Source organism: Phenylobacterium sp., from assembly GCF_016793285.1.
In the GTDB taxonomy this organism is placed as follows: Bacteria; Pseudomonadota; Alphaproteobacteria; order Caulobacterales; family Caulobacteraceae; genus Phenylobacterium.
The window spans coordinates 1-17762 of the sequence record NZ_JAEUMO010000049.1 but is presented as its reverse complement, the minus strand read 5'-3'; the positions used below and the strand labels follow the sequence as shown (position 1 = coordinate 17762).

Genomic DNA, 17762 nt, shown 5'->3' with positions numbered 1-17762 from the left:
GCGCCCAGCGTGTCGGCCGCGATCATCGTCCAGGCCGCGTCGCGCAGCCGCTCCAGCGCCTGGTTCGAGTTCAGCGCCTGCGCCGGCGTGTCCTTGAACGTCAGTTCCGACAGCCTGCGCGTCGCGTCGATCGACGCCATCGGGACCGCCTCGACCGGCTCGGCCAGATGCAGCCCGCCAGCGTGGTCGGCGACGATCAGCAGGTCCGCGCCGGGCGCGTCGAGCGCGAACAGCGCCTTGCCCGTCAGCTTGCCGCCGCTCGCGGTCACGCCCGCGCCCTCGCGGGCCCCGGCGATCGGCTCCGAAATCGCCACGCCCGCGGTCGCCTCGCCGGACGCCAGCTTCGGTAGCCACGCGGCCTTCTGCGCGGCCGATCCGCCCAGGGTCAGCGCCAGCGGCGCCAGCACCGCCGAGCCCAGGAACGGCGTCGGCGCCACCGCCTTGCCCAGCGCCTCGGCCGCCAACGCGGCCTCCAGCAGGCCCAGGCCCAGCCCGCCGAACTCCTCGGGCACGAGCAGGCCCGGCAGGCCGGCGTCGGAGAGCCCCGCCCAGATGTCGGGCGCGGTCATCTCGCCGCCGTCGGCGAACCTGCGCACGCGGTCCAGCGGCGAAAGCTGCGCCAGCGCCTTGTTCAGGCTGTCCTGCAACAGCCCCTGGTCTTCGGAGAGCGCGAACCTCATGCGGGCACGACCTTCGGTTCGCGCGGCATCCCGAGGCCGCGCTCTGAAATGATGTTCTTCTGAATCTGCGCCGTGCCCCCGCCGATGATGAGGCCAAGGTCGAACATGTAGTTGCGCTGCCAGTTCCCCTTGGCCCGCAGGTACGGTCCGTCGTGATAGAGGATGCCCAGCTCGCCCAGGGCGTCGATGGCCAGCGCCGCGACCTGGTGGTTCAGCTCGCAGCCCTGCAGCTTCACGACCATCCGCGCCAGGCCGGCCGTATCGTCGGTGGCGGTGCGCAGACCGTTGAACTTCATCGACAGGACACGCGCCTGGAGCTGCATCAGCCGGTCGCGGAACACCGGGTTGTCGATGATCCGCTGGCCGTCGACCGTCTCGGATTTCATCAGCTCGATCAGCGCTTTGAGCCGGGCTTCTGTGGCGTTCGGATCGCCCAGCATGCCCCGCTCGTGCTTCAGCGTCGCATTGGCCACGAACCAGCCCCGCCCGCGCCCGCCGACCACGGCGCTCTTCGGCACCCGGACGTCGGTGAAGAACACCTCGTTGAACTCGGCGACGCCGGTCATGGTCTTCAGGGGCCGCACCTCGATCCCCGGCGTCGACATCGGGAAGAGGATGTAGCTGATGCCCTCGTGCTTGGCCGCGTCGGGCTCGGTGCGGACCAGGCAGAACATCATCTGCGCCTGCATGGCCGTACTTGTCCATATTTTCTGGCCACTTATGAGAAAATCCTCACCATCTTCGACCGCCTTGGTCTGGAGGTTCGCGAGGTCCGACCCCGCCCCCGGCTCGGAGTAGCCCTGGCACCACAGGATCTCGCCCGCCAGCGTCGGCGGGATCCACCGGGTCTTCTGCGCCTCGGACCCCACCTCCAGCAGCGTCGGCACCAGCATCGAGATGCCCTGCCCCGCCATCCCGCGCGGCGCGTTCGCGGCGATGAAGGCCTCGGCGATGATGCGGCTCTTCAGGATGTCCGGCTCGGCGCCGAAGCCGCCGTAGGCCTTGGGGATCGTGCGGGCCGCATAGCCGTGGGCGATCAGCGTCTTCTGCCACGCCTTCATGTCCTTCGGGACCCCGTCGACGTACTCGTCCTTGTGCGCGTCGAGGAAGGCGCGCACTTCGTCTCTGAAGGCCGCGAGTTCCGGCGTGAGCGTCAGGTCCATGCAACGGCTCCGGGAGTCTTACACTGTCACTCCAGCCCACTTTCGCCCGTCGGCGCAACGGCGCCGTGGCGTCAGCGTTTGGGACGAATTGGTGAAGGAGGCGCCGACATGCGTCGCGCACTGCTGGCCGCATCGGCGGCCCTGGTCCTCGGAAGCTGCCAGACTGCGGGCTCGGACGATCCGTTCGTCGGCTTCGGCCCCAACCCACGCCTGGCGCAGCCGCGGACGAGCCTGATCCCGTCCGTCGGCGTGCCCGAGGTGGTGGGATGGCCCGTCAACGCCGCGCCGCGCGCGCCGCCGGGGTTCGCCGTCACCCGATTCGGCGAGGGGCTGGACCATCCCCGCTGGCTCTACGTGCTGCCCAACGGCGACGTACTGGCGGCTGAATCCGCAGGGCCCGGCAGCAAGGTCGACAAGACCAACACCGGCATCCGCGCCTTCTTCCAGAAGATGCTGATGAAGAAGGTGAAGTCCGCCGTCTCCAGCCCGGACCGGATCATGCTCCTGCGCGACGCCGACGGCGACGGCGTGGCCGAGACGAAGACCATCTTCGCCCAGGGCCTGAAGAGCCCGTTCGGCATGACCCTCGTCGGCGACACCCTCTACGTGGCCAACCACGACGGCGTCGTGAGCTACCCCTACCGTGACGGCGACACCCGGGAATCGGGGCCCGGCCATCCCGTGTTCGCCCTGCCCGGCCCGCCCATCAACCATCACTGGACCAAGAACGTCGTCGCCAGCCCGGACGGTACGAAGCTCTACGCCACCGTCGGCTCGAACTCGAACGTCGGCGAGAACGGCATGGCGGCCGAGGAAGGTCGCGCGGCGATCTGGGAGTACGACCTCGCCACCCGGCAGGCCCGCGTCTTCGCGAGCGGCATCCGAAACCCCAACGGCCTCGACTTCGAGCCGACGACGGGCGCCATGTGGACGGTCGCCAACGAGCGCGACGAGATCGGCAACGACCTGCCGCCCGATTACCTGACCAGCGTGCGCGCCGGCGCGTTCTACGGCTGGCCCTACAGCTACTGGGGCCGCAACGTCGACCGGCGGGTGAAGCCCGAGCGCCCCGACCTGGTGGCCAAGGCGGTCGCGCCGGACTATGGCCTCGGCCCGCACACCGCCTCGCTGGGCCTGACCTTCTACAAGGCGGAGGCTTTCCCCGCGCCCTACAGGGGCGGCGCCTTCATCGGCCAGCATGGCTCCTGGAACCGCCAGCCCCTCAACGGCTATCGCGTGGTCTTCGTGCCCTTCGCCGGGGGCCGCCCGCAGATGCCGGCGCAGGCCTTCCTCACCGGCTTCCTCAACGCCGACAACAAGATCCAGGGGCGGCCCGTCGGTGTCGTCGTCGACAGGCGCGGCGGTCTCCTCGTCGCCGACGACGTAGGCGGCGTCGTCTGGCGCGTCGCGCCGGTCTGACGGAGCCTCGATGTTCGACCACATGGGCTTCCGCGTCCGCGACCTGGCCGCCGCCCGGCGATTCTACGAAGCCGTCGCGCCGCCGCTCGGCCTTCATGTCGTCGACAACACGGCCAGTTCGTTCGTGCTGACGCCGAATCCCGACTGGCCCGTGCCCTTCGTCTGGATCGGGACGGACAGGCCCGCCTTCTGGCGCGAGGGCGACCAGACCTCCGCGAGCCCCATCCACCTGGCGCTGCAGGCCGCGGACCGCGGCGCGGTCGCCGCCTTCCACCGGGCCGCCATCGCCGCCGGGGGAACCGACAACGGCGCGCCCGGCCCGCGCGGCCCAGCGGTCGCGAGATACTACGCCGCCTTCGTCCTCGACCCCGACGGCAACAACATCGAGGCCGGCGTCCGCGAATAGTTGACACGCGTAATATTTACGCGCGTAGTCCGCCTCGGCCCGGAGGTTCTCGTGTGTGACCTCTTCCTGGCGGTCGTCGGGGCTCGACCCTGGCGACCGCCGCCTTTCATCGACCTCGCGGCGGAAGAGCCTGGCCCTTCGGCCGACACCAGCTCCCGTGAGGACAGGAGCTATTGTCGCTCCATTCTGTAGACGCAGAGCTTATTGCCATCGAGGTCGCGGAAGTAGGCCCCGTAGAAGCCGCCGCCGCGATCGCCCGGCGGCCCCTCGCAGACCGCCCCGGCCGCCATCGCCGCGGCATGCACCGCCTGGATCTGCTCGGGCCCGGTGGCCGCCAGGGCCACCATCACCCCGTTGCCGACGCTCTGCGCGTTGCCGTCGAACGGCAGGGTGATGCCCAGCATGGCGCCGCGGCCTGGCCCGCCGAAGTAGGTCGAACGCTCGTAGTCGAGCGCCCGCCTGCCCCCGAGCGGCGCCAGGACGGCGTCGTAGAACGCCCTGGCGCGCTCGAGATCGGTGACGCCCAGCGTGGTGTAGCCGATCATGCCGCTCTCCGGGCTCAGCCCATCTTGAAGACGCAGATCTTGTTGCCGTCCGGGTCTCGGAAGTAGGCGCCGTAGAAGGTGTCGGTGCGCAGGCCCGGCGCGCCCTCGTCGGCGGCGCCCGCCGCAATGGCCGCAGCGTAGACCGCGTCGACCTGAGCGTGGTCGGCAGCGGACAGGCCGAACATCGAACCGTTGCCGGCCGTCGCCGGCTTCTCGTCATAGGGCTTGCAGATCGCGACCATGCCCGGCGTCGCGCCACCCATGTAGAACTGCATGCGCTCGTTGGCGAAGGCGCGCTTGGCGCCCAGCGGCGCGAACACCGCGTCGTAGAACCTGGCCGACTTTTCGAGGTCGTTGGCGCCGATGGTGGCGTAGCCGAGCATCTTGGACTTCCCTTCCCTTATGGACCTTCACCCTAGCCGATGATCCCCGCCGGCGCGCAAGCATGCTCGTGACGCGCACCGCAATCTCCGTCCATTATCTGCGTGGACGAGGGGAGACGCCGGGATGATGCGCAGGCTGATGCTGGGACTGCTGGCGGCGACGATGCTGTCAGGCGCCGCCGACGCCGGGATTTCGAGCGCCGTGCGCACCGAGGCGCGGACGGTCAAGGGTCTGGGCCAGCCGGCCGAGATCATCGTCGACCGCTGGGGTATCCCGCACATCTACGCGAAGTCGGCGAAGGACGCGTTCTTCCTCCAGGGCTACAACGCCGCCCGCGACCGCCTCTGGCAGATCGATCTCTGGCGCAAGCGCGGCCTGGGGCGTCTGTCGGCCAGCCTCGGCCCGGCCTACGTCGCCCAGGACCGGGCGGCCAGGCTCTTCCTCTACCGCGGCGACATGGCCGCCGAGTGGGCCGCCTACGACCCGGGCGCGCGCGAGGCGGTCGAGGCCTTCGCGGCCGGCGTCAACGCCTACGTGGCCGAGGTGCAGGCCGGCAAGCGGGCCCTGCCCGTCGAGTTTCGCCTGACCCGGAGCACGCCCGAGACGTGGAACCCCGAGGACGTCCTGCGCATCCGCAGCCACGCGCTGGTCAGCAACGTGACGTCCGAGGTGGCCCGGGCCCAGGCCATCTGCGCCGGCGGCCCGGCCGCCGACACGCTCCGCCGCAAGCTGGAGCCGGCGCACAAGGTCGTCGTACCCAAGGGGCTCGACCCGTGCGGCGTGCCCGCCGACGTGCTCAAGGACTACGTGCTGGCCACCGAGCCGGTCGGCTTCAAGGCCATGGCCCGCGAGGCCGTCGCCGAGGCGCCCAAGGCGCTGGCCCAGGTCATCGACGAGCGCGCCGCCGAGGGCTCGAACAACTGGACCATCTCCGCCGGCCGCAGCGCGACCGGCCGCCCGATCCTGGCCGGCGACCCACACCGGCCGGTGGGCGCGCCCTCGCTGCGCTATATCGCCCACCTGGACGCGCCGGGCCTGTCGATCATCGGCGCGGGCGAGCCGGCGCTGCCCGGCGTCTCGATGGGCCACAACGGGACCACCGCCTACGCCATCACCATCTTCTACATCGACCAGGAGGACCTCTACGCCTACGAGATCAAGGGCGACGCCTATCGCTACAAAGGCGGCTTCGAGCCGATGAAGGTGGTCCGTGAGACCATCGAGGTGAAGGGCGAGGCGCCGCGCGAGGTCGAACTCCGCTTCACCCGCCACGGCCCGGTCGTCTGGCAGCAGGGCGCCAAGGCCTTCGCGATCCGCACCATCTGGAACGAGCCCGGCCTCTCCGGCTACTTCGGCTCGTCGCGGATGTGGCGCGCCAAGGGCTGGGACGACTTCCAGACCGCCCGCAACCGCTGGGGCGCGCCGCCGCTGAATCTCGCCTACGCCGACACCAAGGGCGACATCGGCTGGTCGGCGGCGGGCAAGACGCCCGTCCGGCCCAACTGGGACGGGCTGATGCCGGTGCCCGGCGACGGGCGCTACGAGTGGAAAGGCTTCGTCGAGGACGGCGGCCTGCCGGTCGTGAAGAACCCCGCCGCCGGCTACTTCGCCACCGCCAACGCCATGAATATCCCGGCCGAACCCGCCTACCCGCGTGAACGGCGCAGGCTGGGTTTCGAGTGGGCCGACAACACCCGCTCCGTCCGCATCCACGAGGTGCTGGACGGCCTGCCGAAGTCGACGCTGGCGGACTCCATGGCGCTGCAGGGCGACGCGGTGAGCCCGCAGGCGCGGCGCGCCGTGAAGCTGGTGCAGTCGCTCGCCTCGACCGACAACGACCTGACCCTGGCGCTCAATCTGCTGAAGCGCTGGGACGGAGCCGAGACCACAGACAGCGCCGCCGCCGCCATCTACGAGACCTGGGCGATCAAGCACCTCGGCCGCCATGTGACCGCCGCCGCCGGCATCCCGGCCGCCGGCCAGGCGCTGATCGGCGCCGGGGCGCCCGATCCTCTCCTGACCTGGCTCGAGGGCCAGCCCGCCGCGGTGCGCGACCCCGTCATCCTGAACAGCCTGGCGGACGCGCTGGCCGAACTGAAGGGCCGGCTCGGCCCACACATCTACGGCTGGACCTGGGGCGCGCTGCATCGCGCGACCTTCGTGCCCGCAGCCGCCGCCCTGGCCGACGAGCGCCTCGCCGCGCAGATGAGCCTCGGCCCGCTGCAGGTCCCCGGTTCCGCGTCGACGCCGCGGGCGGCGACCTGGGACGCCAGGACCTTCAACCAGACCGCCGGCGCCTCGGTGCGGTTCGTTCTGGACGTGGGCGCCTGGGACAACTCGATGATCATCAACACGCCCGGCCAGTCCGGCGACCCGGCGAGCCCGCACTACCGGGACCTCTTCCCGCTCTGGGCGGCCGGCGCCTACGTGCCGCTGCGCTTCACCCGCGCCGCGGTCGAAGGCGACGCCGAGACCGTCATCTCCCTCTCGCCGGGCCAGTAGCCCGCCGCGAGGGGCTCGTGTGAGGAATCCGGCGGGCGGCGCGTATCGCCCCGCCGAGCGGTCGCGCGCCGCCCGCGCGCCGTCTTCGTTTCCGCTACCCGAACGTCTTCCGCACCCGGAAGAACAGGCTGCCGCCCCATTCCAGATTGCGAACGTCGGTGTAGTCCAGCACGCCGCGGCTGCGCGGGCCGACATAGACCTCGCGGATGCGGCGCGCGTTGCGCTGGTTCATCGCCTGGGCCTCCACCCGCAGCGTCAGGTCGCTCGCGGCCTTGTATTCGGCGAACAGCAGCACCGTGGCGCTGACCTTGCGGGTCTCGATCTCGTTCAGGCGGAAGGTCCGCTCGCGGAAGGCGCCGATGACGTCCGCGCCCCACACCGTGCGGATCGCCGGCAGGTCCTGCGTGAAGTGGGCCTCCCAGCTCACCGGACCGTTCTGGGAGCCGTCCCGCACCTCCGCCGGCCGCGTGACCGAGATCTCGCGCTTCAGGCCCGTCAGCGGATCGACGACGCGGGTCCGCCGCCGCGTCGCGTAGCCGCGGAACTGCGCGCCGCGCACACCCAGCCGGTCCAGCGGCAGGGTCAGGCTGAGCGTGTACTCGTCCTTGACGCCCGAGCCGATGTTCCCCGGCGCGTCGGCGAGGATGGCGCCGGTCGGGCCGAGCACCGGCACGCGATCCACCACGTCGGAGAGCTCGAAATGGCGCACGGTGAGCACCAGCGCGCCCGAACCCCAGAACCGCCGCTCGGCCGCCGCCTCGAACACCCACGCCTGCTGTGGCGTGAGATCGGGGTTGCCCGCCGACAGGGTGCCCGTCGACGCCACGTTCGAGGTCGCGACGAAGTCGTCGAAGTTGAGCTGTCCCACCTCGCGCTCGAGGCGCAAGCGCACCTGACTCGTCGGGTCGGGGCTCCAGGTCGCCGCCAGGCGGGGCTTCGTGAAGCGCAGCGTCTTCTCCAGCACGACGTCGCCGCGCGACGTCACCGTCGACTGCTCCTGGCGCACCGCCGCCTCCAGCGCCAGCGTGTCCGTGGCGCGCCAGTTGGCCCGCGCGGCCAGTTCGCCGCGCTTCTCCTCGATCTGCACGTTGGCGGCGGGCACGACGATCGGACGGCCGCTCACCTTCAGCTCGGTCTCGCTGTCGAGCTTGTTCAGCGCCCCCTCGACGCTGGCTTCCAGCGACAGGCGTGGCGACTGGCGCCGCTTCAGCGTGATGCGCCCGACGGTCTCGGTCGTCTCGCGGTCCAGCCGGAAATCGCGCACCAGCCCCGGGGCTTCGAAGTGGACGGTGGTGTCCGTCGTGTTCATCTGGCGAAGCGCGATGGCCTCGAGGTTCATGCTCGCGGTCAGCGGCCGCGAGAAGCGCAGGCCGGTCTCGATCTGCTCGCGGTCGATACGGTCGTACTCGTACTCCTTCCCGCCGCCGACGAACCGGTCGTAGAGTTCCACGAACGACGGATTGAGCTGGTATGCGCCGTTCAGCCGCACGCGGCCGCCCAGGGCCGGCGTCTCGAAGGCGCCGATCGTGTAGATGCGCTGGCCACCGCTGTCGACGTCCACGTTCGAGCGGAAGCGGAGCGCGCCGTTCGCCGAGAAGCGGGTGCGCACCCCGTCGCCCAACTCCTCGTTCGGCCCCTTGCCGTAGACCTGCGACAGCTCCGCCGAACGCCCGCCCGGCCAGCGCCACTGCGCCTCGCCGCGGAAGCTGTGGAGCACGCGGCCGTCGTAGATCAGATTGGTCGTGGGCGCAGCCGCCGCCTTGAACCCGGCGACCTGCCGCCGCACCACGTTGGCCAGCACCGAGCGGCCGTCCATGTCGATGCCCGGCGCGCCGCCGCGGATGAGTTCGATCCGCTCGACCGACCCCACCGGGATGCGCTTCAGGATCTCGTCGAGCGCGTCGTTCTTCGACACCGGCGGCTGGCCGTCGATGATCACATTGCCCGCCGCGCCGGCCAGCCCGCGCACCGCCGCGCCCTTGTCGAAGGTGAAGCCCGGGAGGCGGATGACCATATCGTAGGCGCTGGTCGGCTGGGCCTCCGCGAAGAAGCCGGGGGGATAGACCGTGACCCCACGCTCCGCGGACGCCGCAGGCGGCGGTGTGGCGGCGACAGCCGTTTCGGCCGCCTGCGGCGCAGCCGCCGCGGCGATCAGAAGCCATGGACCCATCTTCGGGGTTCCCTCCCGGGCTTCATTTTCGCCCGCTTCGAACGCCCAAGCTACCGGCGTTCACCTATCGGCCGATTTAGAAAAGCGGGTGCGGCTTTCGCGTAACAGCGTACGCGGATGGGCCTTTCACCAAGAGCGTCATCCCCGGCCTTGTGCCGGGGATGACGTTCTGGAAGGGGTGGAGAGCGGAAGGGTCGGAGGCCCTAGACCCGTCCCGTCACCGGCACCAGCGAGCCGGTCACCGCCGTCGAGGCCTCGCTTGCCAGGAACAGGATCACGGCCGCCAGGTCGTCGGGCGCCACCCAGACCGCCGGGTCGGTGTCGGGCATGTCGGCGCGGTTCGCCGGGGTGTCGATGATCGAGGGCAGCACCGCGTTGACGGTGATCCCGTCGCCCTTCAGCTCCTCGGCCAGCGCCTGCGTCAGCGCGTGTACGCCCGCCTTCGCCGCCGAGTACGCGCCCATGCCCGCGCCGGCTTTCAGCGCCGCGGCCGAGCCCACGTTGACGATCCGGCCATGGCGGCTCTTGCGCAGATGCGGGATCGCCGCGCGGCTGGCGTTGGCGGCGGTCACGACGTTCAGCCGAAAGAGGTCGGCCCAGCGCGACGGGTCCTGCCCCTCGATCTTTTCCCAGACGAAGCCGCCGGCGATGTTCAGCAGCGCGTCGATCCGACCGTAGCGCTCACCGATTGCCGCCATCGCCGCGCCCACCTGCACCGGATCGGTCAGGTCGGTCTCGGCCAGCACCAGCGCGCCCTCCCCCACGCCCACGCCCAGGGGGGCCTTGGCCGCATCGATCAGCGCCAGGCTCGCCCCCTGCGCCGCGGCCGCCTTCGCGACGGCCGAGCCCAGGATGCCGAAGGCTCCGGTGATGGCGATGACGCGGCCGGCCATGATCGAAATCTCCTGAAACGGAAACGGCCGGGGATCACTCCCCGGCCGCTCCTCAAAACCGCATTTCGAACGTGAGGGCTAGAGCCGCTCGACGATCGTCACGTTGGCCAGGCCGCCGCCTTCGCACATGGTCTGCAGGCCGTAGCGCTTGCCGCGGGTCTTCAGCGCGTTCAGCAGCGTGGTCATCAGCTTGGTGCCCGAGGCGCCCAGCGGGTGGCCCAGCGCGATGGCGCCGCCGTTGACGTTCAGCCGGTCCGGATCGGCGCCCAGCTTCTGCAGGAAGGCCACCGGCACCGAGGCGAAGGCCTCGTTCACTTCGAACAGGTCGATGTCGTCGATCGACATGCCGGCCCGCTTCAGCGCGCGTTCGGTCGCCGGGATCGGCGCTTCGAGCATGATGACCGGGTCGTGGCCCATCACCGACAGGTGGTGGATGCGCGCCATCGGCGTCAGGTTGTGCTCCTTGAGCGCCTTCTCCGACACCACCATCACGCCCGAGGCGCCGTCGCAGATCTGGCTTGAAGTCGCCGCGGTGATCGCGCCGCCTTCCTGCAGCAGCTTCACGCCCCTCATGGCCTCCAGGCTGGCCTCGAAGCGGATGCCCTCGTCGACCTCGTGGCGGACCGCATTGCCCTCGGCGTCCTTGCCGTCGATCACCAGGATCTCGTCCTTGAACGCGCCGGCCTGGGTCGCCGCGATGGCGTTCTGGTGGCTGCGGTAGCCGTATTCGTCGAGCTGGTCCTTGGTCAGGCCGTACTTCGTGGCCACCATCTCGGCGCCGGCGAACTGGCTGAACTGGATGTTGGGGTAGCGCTCTTCCTGGCGCGGGCTCTTGGGGACGCCCATGCCGGCTTTCATCGGCAGCACCACCGACATGCCCATCGGGCAGCGGGTCATGCTCTCGACGCCCGAGGCGATCACCACGTCCTGGGTGCCGCTCATCACCGCCTGGGCGGCGAACTGGAGGGCCTGCTGGGACGACCCGCACTGGCGGTCGACCGAGGTGGCCGGAACGCTCTCCGGCAGGCTCGACGACAACACCGCGTTACGCGCGATGTTGGTCGACTGTTCACCGGCCTGGGTCACGCAACCCATGATGACGTCCTCGATCACCGCCGGGTCGATCCCGGTGCGCGCGACCAGGTCGTCGAGCACCTTGCCGGCCAGGTCGGAGGGATGCCAGTCGCGGAGGCGGCCGCCCTTGCGGCCACCGGCGGTGCGGGATGCGGCGACGATATAGGCCTCGGCCATCTCATTGCTCCAATGTCTCTCGCGCCGCCTTCGGCGCCTCGACGCGCGTTCTACGAGGGCGCCGCTGCGGAAGACAACGGAGGGTGACGCGCGCGCCTCATCCAGGCCCGCCGGTTGACAGATTTGTAAGGGCGGTTCCGGGCGGCTGAAAGCTGGCGGGGCGAGGCTCAGGGCGTCGGGTCGACGTGACCCGCCGGGAACAGGAACAAGCCTCCATGAAGCTCCGCCTCGCCGTTTCGGCCCTCACCGCGCTCGCCCTCGCCGGCGCCCCCGCCCTCGCGCTCGCCCAGGGCTCCGCGCCGGCGGCGACGCCGCCCGCCAAGACCGCCCACAAGGCTCCGGCCAAGAAGGCGCCGGCCAAGAAGGCCGCGGCGAAGGCCGAAGCCAAGACCGACGCCAAGACCACGAAGTAGCACGACCGGTCGAGGCGCCGGCCCCGCACGGCCGGCGCCTTGCCGCCCTCTAGCCCGCGAAGGTCTGCGCCAGGATCCGTTCCAGCCCTTCCCGGTCGATCCTGTCGAACGCCGCCCGGCGTTCGGAGTCCACGTCGAACACCGCGATGAGCTCGCCGGACCCGTCCACCACCGGAACGACTATCTCGCTCGCCGAGCGGCTGTCGCAGGCGATGTGCCCCGGGAAGGCGTGGACGTCCTCCACCACCTGCGTCTCCCGCGTCGCCGCCGCCGTCCCGCACACGCCGCGCCCGAACGCGATGCGCAGGCAGCCCAGCGTGCCCTGATAGGGCCCGACCACCAGTTCGCGGTCCCTCTCAGCGTCCACCACGTAGAACCCCGTCCAGAAGTAGTGGTCGAAACTCGCGGCCAGCATCGACGCCACCGTCGCCATCCGCGCCGTCACATTCGGCTCGCCCTCCAGCACCGCGGCGATCTCCTCGGCCACGGCGGCATAGCGCTGCACCTTCTCCGCGGGCAGGACGGTCTCGTTGAACGCTTCGGCCATGGCGGTCATGTAGCGGCCCGCGGCCCACGCGGCCACCCTCGCCCGTCCGACCGCGCCGCGATGGCCCCGCCGCGACCGCCCGCAGGCGCCGCGACGGGGCCGCGCGCCTACGCCACCTGCGCGAACCGCAGCAGGTCGATCATGCGGAAGTCGTCGCCGGTCAGGGTGCTGTCGATGCATGGCAGGCTGGGCTGCCAGTCGGGGTCCTGCGAGAGGTACGAGGACGAGTCGCCCTCCATCAGGCCCAGGAACACCTCGGTGACGATGCGCGCGCCCACCGGCCCCAGGCGCTCGCCGTTCTCCACCACCGCCGCCTCGCGCAGGATGTAGAACCAGAGCGGCGTGCGGTCGTCGAGGCCGTACTCCGCCAGCGTCGACAGGTCGCCCTTCGCGAGCACCGGCAGGCTCATCGCCTTGGCCACCCGCTGGCCGGAGGGCAGCGAGAAGGTCAGGTGGCGCAGGAGGTTGCGCTGGGCCAGCGACGCCGGGTTCGTCGTGGCGTTCGGGTTGCCGACCACCGACCCCGGCAGCTTGAAGAGCGCCGACGACAGCGTGGCGTCGATCTTCTTGTTCTGTCGCACCGAGCCGTCGCCGAAGTCGAAGAAGGTCGGCCAGTCGATGAACCGGCGCGGCGCGCGGCAACCGCCCGACAGGTCGTCCGGGTCCAGCGGATCGGACGGCGTCGGCGTGAAGATCATGGCGAAGAACGGCGTGCCGCCCGGGTTGCCCGTGAAGTTCGCCCGGTACGACGGCCGGATCTGGCTGTGTCCGAACCGGTAGGCCGCCACCGAGAACTCCACCGGGATGAAGGGCTCGTTGTGCCACTTGTAGAACTTGCGCCCGTTCTCCAGCACGTCGTTCACCACGGCTTCGCCGCAGGTCTTCTTCAGGAACTCGTGGATCAGGATCCACTGGTAGTGCCAGCGCACCAGCCGCTGCGCCTCGGCGAACACCTGGTCGGGCGCCTTCAGCTTGATCTTGGTCTTCACGTAGTCGACCGCGGCGTTGTGGAATTTCAGGAACGCCACCTGCAACTGGTTGACGATGAGGTTCTCGTCGTTGCGCGGGTCGCCGATCAGGGCCACGCGCTGGCTGTTGCGCGGCACGTCGAACTTGCCGGCCGTCCCCGTCTCCTCCAGCAGCATCTTGACGCCCTGGCCCGCCGCGGACTGGTCGTAGAGGTGCGGGCTGCCGCCGGGTCCGGCGCCGTAGACGTTGTCGAGGCCGAGGCTGGGGGTGCGGAAGTTGGAGATCTGCTCCGGGTCGGCCTGGCGCTCCAGGCTCGATGTCGGATCGAAGGTCATGTCGTGGTCGACGAACTGGCCGAGGAACGTGAAGCCCGCGGTCAGGTTCGGGTTGTCGGGGTTCTTGGCCGACAGCGCCGGGTTGGTGATCAGGTTGACCGGCCCCTCGCTCAGCTTGTCGCGGGCGTCCATGATGCCGTTCGCCTTGCCGATGTCGAGCAGGGCCGCGCGGATCTCGGGTGTGTCGGAGGCGAAGGCGGGCAGGCCGCCGAACATCCGGCCGAAGCGACCGGAGTCGAAGTACTTCGATTTCGCGGGAACAATGTCATGCGGATAGACGCCGTGACGAGCCATCTGAAAGCCCCTCAGTCATGGTTCGTTCCCCAACGAAAATCACGTTATTCGAACAATAGTTTCTCAGGCTAGTACATTGTTTTGTTGACTCTTCGACTCTATTGATCTCATCGCAATCGACACGAAATCGCCACATTTTCTGAACCAGACGACCTTCAGATGACGATCTGCCGTCTCGAATGCTTTCCTCGCGGCGTCGGCTTCGTCACTGGACGGACCGAAGTCGTCTTCAGGCAAAGGTCGAAACATCGGCGCGGAGGGCGGCCGTTCGACTGACGCGGATCAGCGCCACCCGCCTAGGATGTGTGAATACTATCTAGAGTAGCGTTCGCTTCATTTGCCCAGGTCTTGATCGCCCCCGCTCGCTGCGGAGGCGATTCCCAGGCCATGGGAAGCCGTCCGTGACGCGGGGGCGCCTGGCAGAGGCGTCTAGAGGCGCGAGGTCTCGAGCTTGGTGTCGGCGCGCTTCCAGGCCTCGGCGAAGTCGGCCTTCGCCTGCGCGGCCTCCGCGGTCTTGCCCTGGGCGTCGAGGGCCTTGGCGAGGCCGGCAAGCGCCCAGCCGTCGCGGCGGTAGTGGCGCAGGCTGGCCTTGTAGACGGCCTCGGCTTCGGCGGGCTGGTTCGCTTCCAGCAGCGCCGCGCCCAGGAGGTGGGAGACCGGCCGGTGCCAGTAGGCGGGCTCGGTGTAGGGCAGCGCGAGTTCGAGCGCCTGGGCCTTCTGGAAGTGGGCGACGGCGCCGGCCAGGTCGCCGGACTTGCGGGCGATCTCGCCATCGACACTGGCGAGCGCCACCGGGATCATCTGCTGGGCCGGGACATTGAAGGCGACGTACTTGTCGAACTTGAGGCTCTGGAGCGCCGCGATGCGGGCGCGGGAGGCCTTGGCGCCCCTGAGGTCGCCGGTGTTGGCCTGCGCGAAGGCGCGGGCGTAGAGCCACATGGCGGTGTCGAGTCCGAGAGCCTTGTCGGGCGCGGGCTCGGCCAGGATCTCCTTCCACTTGCCGAAGCGCAGGAGGGTGACGACCGGGGTGAAGTTGTACAGTTCGGCGACCGACATCTGCCTGGAGAGGTTGGGCGCGTCGACGGCTTTCACCAGGCGGCGCGAGGCGTCGAGGGCGGCCTGGTAGCGGCCCTCCATCTCGGCCGAGGTCCACAGGAAGTGGATGTTGTGGCCGTAGTACGCGGCCGGATAGAAGCCCTGCGCCTTGCAGGCGGCGATGTAGCGCTCGTCGGCGGTGGCAGCGACCTCGTTGGCGGCCGCGGCGTCGGCGTAGCGGCCCACGCGGTAGTAGATGTGGCTGGGCATGTGGACGATGTGGCCAGCGCCCGGCATCAGCTTCAGCAGGCGATCTGCGGCGGGTTCGGCGCGCTCGGGCGTGGTCGAGGCCTCGACGGCGTGGATGTAGAGGTGCAGCGCGCCGGGGTGGTTCGGCGCCCTGGCGATCACGCCTTCCAACGTGGCGACGATCTGGGCGCCGTGGCCCTTGGGCGTCACCCCGTCGGCAGCCCAGTAGTCCCAGGGCTGGGTGTCCATCATGGCTTCGGCCCACAGCGTCTGGGCGTCGAGGTCGTCGGGGTAGGCCCTTGCGAGGTCGCCCATGGCCTGGGCGAAGGCCTCGTTCAGGGCGGCGCGGTCGGCGGTCTTGCTCTCGGCGTAGCGCCTGGAGAGGGCGGCGATCCACGCCTGTTCGCGCGGCGTGGTCTTGGGCGCCAGCGCCTGGGCGTTCTGCAGCGCCATCCAGGCGGGGCCGACCGCGTCGTCCTGCATCGGCAGGTTGATGTTTGAGCCGAGCGCGAAGGCGACGCCCCACCAGCACATGGCGCAGTCCGGATCGAGCCGCGCGCCCTCGCGGAACGAGCGGATCGCCTCGGCGTGGTTGAAGCCGAAGACGAGGTTCACGCCCTGGTCGAAGAACTTCTGCGCGGCCGGGTTGGCGGTCACCGGCATGTGGAACGCGCCCAGCCCCTCGAACACCGGCGCGCCCGGCTTGTCGGCCTGGCCGCCGTAGATCGACGGCATCGGCGGCAGGCCCATGCTCATGGGGCCCATGCCCTGGGGGCCCATCTTCGACATGTCGTGCGGCTGGGCGGCGGCGGGGCCGGTGGCCAGCAGGGCGGCGGCGAACAGGGCGATCTTCGTGTTCATCTGGGTTCCTTGCGAGCGTTGCGTGCGCCGGACGGCGCCCTACTTCAGCCCGTCGATGAAGCCGCGGATCGCCGCGTTGAAGGCTTCGGGCCTGTCGATGTTGGCGGCGTGGCCGGCGCCGTCGATGACGGCCTTCTTCGCGCCCGGGATCTTGGACGCCATGTAGTCCGAAGCGGCCAGGAACGGCGCGTCCTCGGAACCCACCACCACGATCGACGGCGCCTTGATGTCGGGGAGCGAGGCGATCACGCCGGCGTCGCGCTGGGTGAGCATCCCGCGGGCGGCGAGCGCCAGGCCCTTCGCGCTGGCGTGCTGGGCGGTGCGGCGTTCGGCGCTGCCGCCTTCCAGCACCTTGAGGCCGTCGCGCTCGTAACGCTCGGCGGTCTTGATCGAGGTGGCGTTCCAGCCGTCGCGGGCCTGGTCGTTCTTGTAGCCGGGGCCGGTGTCGATGATGAGCAGGGCCTCGACGCGGTCGGCGTGGACGCGGTTGAAGGCGAGCGACATGTAGCCGCCGAGCGAGAGGCCCCCGACGATGGCGGTGCTTGCGCCCACCGCGTCCAGCAGGGCCGCCATGTCGGCGACGGTCGCCGGCTCGGAGTAGAGCGCCGGGTCATCGGGGCTGTCGGACCGGCCGTGGCCGCGCATGTCCCAGATGACCAACTGGTGGTCCTTGCTGAGTTCGGCGATCTGGCCGCTCCACATCTGCGAGGTGGCCGAGTAGCCGTGGGTCAGCAGGATGGTCGGACCGGAGCCGTGGACCTCGTAGTAGATCGACACCCCGTCGTCGCGCTTCAGCATCGCCATGGCATTGTCTCCCACCCTTGTTCGCTGCGCGCCATCGAACGCGCGTTACGCCGCGGTTGTCGAGGCCCACCCGGCGCCGGGTGGCATCAGGCCTTCTGTTGCTTGGCGATCCAGCGGTTCACGCGGGCTTCCAGGACGGGCATGGGCTGGGAGCCGCCGCCGAGGACCGTGTCGTGGAAGGTGCGGTAGTCGAACCTGGCGCCCAGCGTGCTGCGCGCCTTGTCGCGCAGCTTCTGGATCCGGATCATGCCGATCTTGTAGCAGGTGGCCTGGCCGGGATTGAGGAAGTAGCGCTGGATTTCGGCGCGGACCGCGGCCTCGGGCTGGGCCGAGTTGGCGAGGAAGTAGCTGACCGCCTGCTCCTCGCTCCAGCCCTTCGAATGGATGCCGGTGTCGACCACGAGGCGGATGGCGCGCCAGATCTCGCCCGAGAGGCGGCCGAAGTCGTTGTAGGGGTCGACGTCGAAGCCCATCTCCTTGGCCAGCGCCTCCGAGTAGAGGCCCCAGCCTTCCGAGTAGGCGGTGTAGCCGTACTGGGTGCGGAACCTCGGGACGCCCGTCAGCTCCTGGGCGATCGAGATCTGCATGTGATGGCCCGGCAGCCCCTCGTGGTAGGCGATGTTCTCGAGCTGGTACGTCGGCATCGCGTTCATGTCGCTGAGGTGCGAGTAGAAGATGCCGGGGCGCGAGCCGTCGGGCGTTCCGGGGAAGTAGTGCTGGGCGGCGCCGGGGATCTCGCGGAACGCCTCGACGCGCCTCACCACCAGGTCGGCCTTGGGGAGGATGCCGAAGTAGGCCGGCAGCTTCTTCTTCATGCCCGCGAGGTAGCCGTCGGCGAGCTT

16 protein-coding genes are annotated in these 17762 nt (G+C 70.0%); 4 read left to right on the top strand and 12 right to left on the bottom strand.

Annotation, left to right across the window (positions count from 1 at the left end; all coding sequences use genetic code 11):
* Positions 1–680 (bottom strand): acyl-CoA dehydrogenase family protein (locus JNL41_RS05570; protein WP_293473283.1); only part of this gene is annotated, 680 nt, incomplete at its 3' end.
* Complete coding sequence (locus JNL41_RS05565) at positions 677–1843, bottom strand: acyl-CoA dehydrogenase family protein (protein ID WP_293473282.1); 1167 nt, start codon at positions 1841–1843, stop codon at positions 677–679. The genes JNL41_RS05565 and JNL41_RS05570, both read right to left, overlap by 4 nt.
* Before the next feature lie 108 nt (positions 1844–1951).
* Here JNL41_RS05565 and JNL41_RS05560 point away from each other — a divergent pair, with 108 nt between their 5' ends.
* Both JNL41_RS05560 and JNL41_RS05555 read left to right on the top strand, forming a co-directional pair.
* Positions 1952–3262 (top strand): sorbosone dehydrogenase family protein, encoded by a 1311-nt coding sequence (locus JNL41_RS05560; RefSeq protein WP_293473281.1) that lies wholly within the window; start codon positions 1952–1954, stop codon positions 3260–3262.
* 10 nt (positions 3263–3272) lie between these two features.
* Positions 3273–3668 (top strand): VOC family protein, encoded by a 396-nt coding sequence (locus tag JNL41_RS05555; RefSeq protein WP_293473280.1) that lies wholly within the window; start codon positions 3273–3275, stop codon positions 3666–3668.
* 170 nt (positions 3669–3838) lie between these two features.
* Here the strand turns inward: JNL41_RS05555 and JNL41_RS05550 are convergent, their stop codons facing one another.
* Both JNL41_RS05550 and JNL41_RS05545 read right to left on the bottom strand, forming a co-directional pair.
* Positions 3839–4213 carry a VOC family protein gene (locus JNL41_RS05550; protein WP_293473279.1) on the bottom strand — a complete coding sequence of 125 codons (375 nt, stop codon included), beginning with the start codon at positions 4211–4213 and terminating at the stop codon, positions 3839–3841.
* Positions 4214–4227: 14 nt separating this feature from the next.
* Positions 4228–4596, bottom strand: coding sequence for a VOC family protein (locus JNL41_RS05545; RefSeq protein WP_293473278.1), 369 nt, complete (start codon positions 4594–4596; stop codon positions 4228–4230).
* A 124-nt stretch (positions 4597–4720) separates the two neighbouring features.
* On the opposite strand from JNL41_RS05545, the gene JNL41_RS05540 reads away from it, so the two are divergent.
* On the top strand, positions 4721–7099 hold the full coding sequence (locus tag JNL41_RS05540) for a penicillin acylase family protein (RefSeq protein WP_293473277.1): 2379 nt from the start codon (positions 4721–4723) through the stop codon (positions 7097–7099).
* A gap of 94 nt (positions 7100–7193) precedes the next feature.
* Here the strand turns inward: JNL41_RS05540 and JNL41_RS05535 are convergent, their stop codons facing one another.
* From JNL41_RS05535 to JNL41_RS05525, 3 genes are all read right to left on the bottom strand, one after another.
* Entirely contained in the window at positions 7194–9269 is a 2076-nt protein-coding gene (locus JNL41_RS05535; RefSeq protein ID WP_293473276.1) for a TonB-dependent receptor, read from the bottom strand.
* A 203-nt stretch (positions 9270–9472) separates the two neighbouring features.
* The gene (locus JNL41_RS05530; protein ID WP_293473275.1) at positions 9473–10162 is read right to left on the bottom strand and encodes an SDR family NAD(P)-dependent oxidoreductase; all 690 of its coding nucleotides are present in this window, start codon (positions 10160–10162) and stop codon (positions 9473–9475) included.
* 78 nt (positions 10163–10240) lie between these two features.
* Complete coding sequence (locus JNL41_RS05525) at positions 10241–11413, bottom strand: acetyl-CoA C-acetyltransferase (protein ID WP_293473274.1); 1173 nt, start codon at positions 11411–11413, stop codon at positions 10241–10243.
* A 215-nt stretch (positions 11414–11628) separates the two neighbouring features.
* Here JNL41_RS05525 and JNL41_RS05520 point away from each other — a divergent pair, with 215 nt between their 5' ends.
* Positions 11629–11826, top strand: coding sequence for a hypothetical protein (locus tag JNL41_RS05520; RefSeq protein WP_293473273.1), 198 nt, complete (start codon positions 11629–11631; stop codon positions 11824–11826).
* Positions 11827–11875: 49 nt separating this feature from the next.
* On the opposite strand, the gene JNL41_RS05515 is transcribed toward JNL41_RS05520, so the two are convergent.
* From JNL41_RS05515 to JNL41_RS05495, 5 genes are all read right to left on the bottom strand, one after another.
* The gene (locus JNL41_RS05515) at positions 11876–12373 is read right to left on the bottom strand and encodes a GAF domain-containing protein (RefSeq protein ID WP_293473284.1); all 498 of its coding nucleotides are present in this window, start codon (positions 12371–12373) and stop codon (positions 11876–11878) included.
* A 107-nt stretch (positions 12374–12480) separates the two neighbouring features.
* On the bottom strand, positions 12481–13971 hold the full coding sequence (locus tag JNL41_RS05510) for a heme peroxidase family protein (RefSeq protein ID WP_293473272.1): 1491 nt from the start codon (positions 13969–13971) through the stop codon (positions 12481–12483).
* Positions 13972–14400: 429 nt separating this feature from the next.
* Entirely contained in the window at positions 14401–16116 is a 1716-nt protein-coding gene (locus JNL41_RS05505; protein WP_293473271.1) for a hypothetical protein, read from the bottom strand.
* 39 nt (positions 16117–16155) lie between these two features.
* Positions 16156–16920 (bottom strand): alpha/beta fold hydrolase, encoded by a 765-nt coding sequence (locus JNL41_RS05500; protein WP_293473270.1) that lies wholly within the window; start codon positions 16918–16920, stop codon positions 16156–16158.
* An 86-nt stretch (positions 16921–17006) separates the two neighbouring features.
* Positions 17007–17762: DUF885 domain-containing protein (locus JNL41_RS05495; RefSeq protein WP_293473269.1), on the bottom strand; the 756-nt coding region annotated here is incomplete at its 5' end.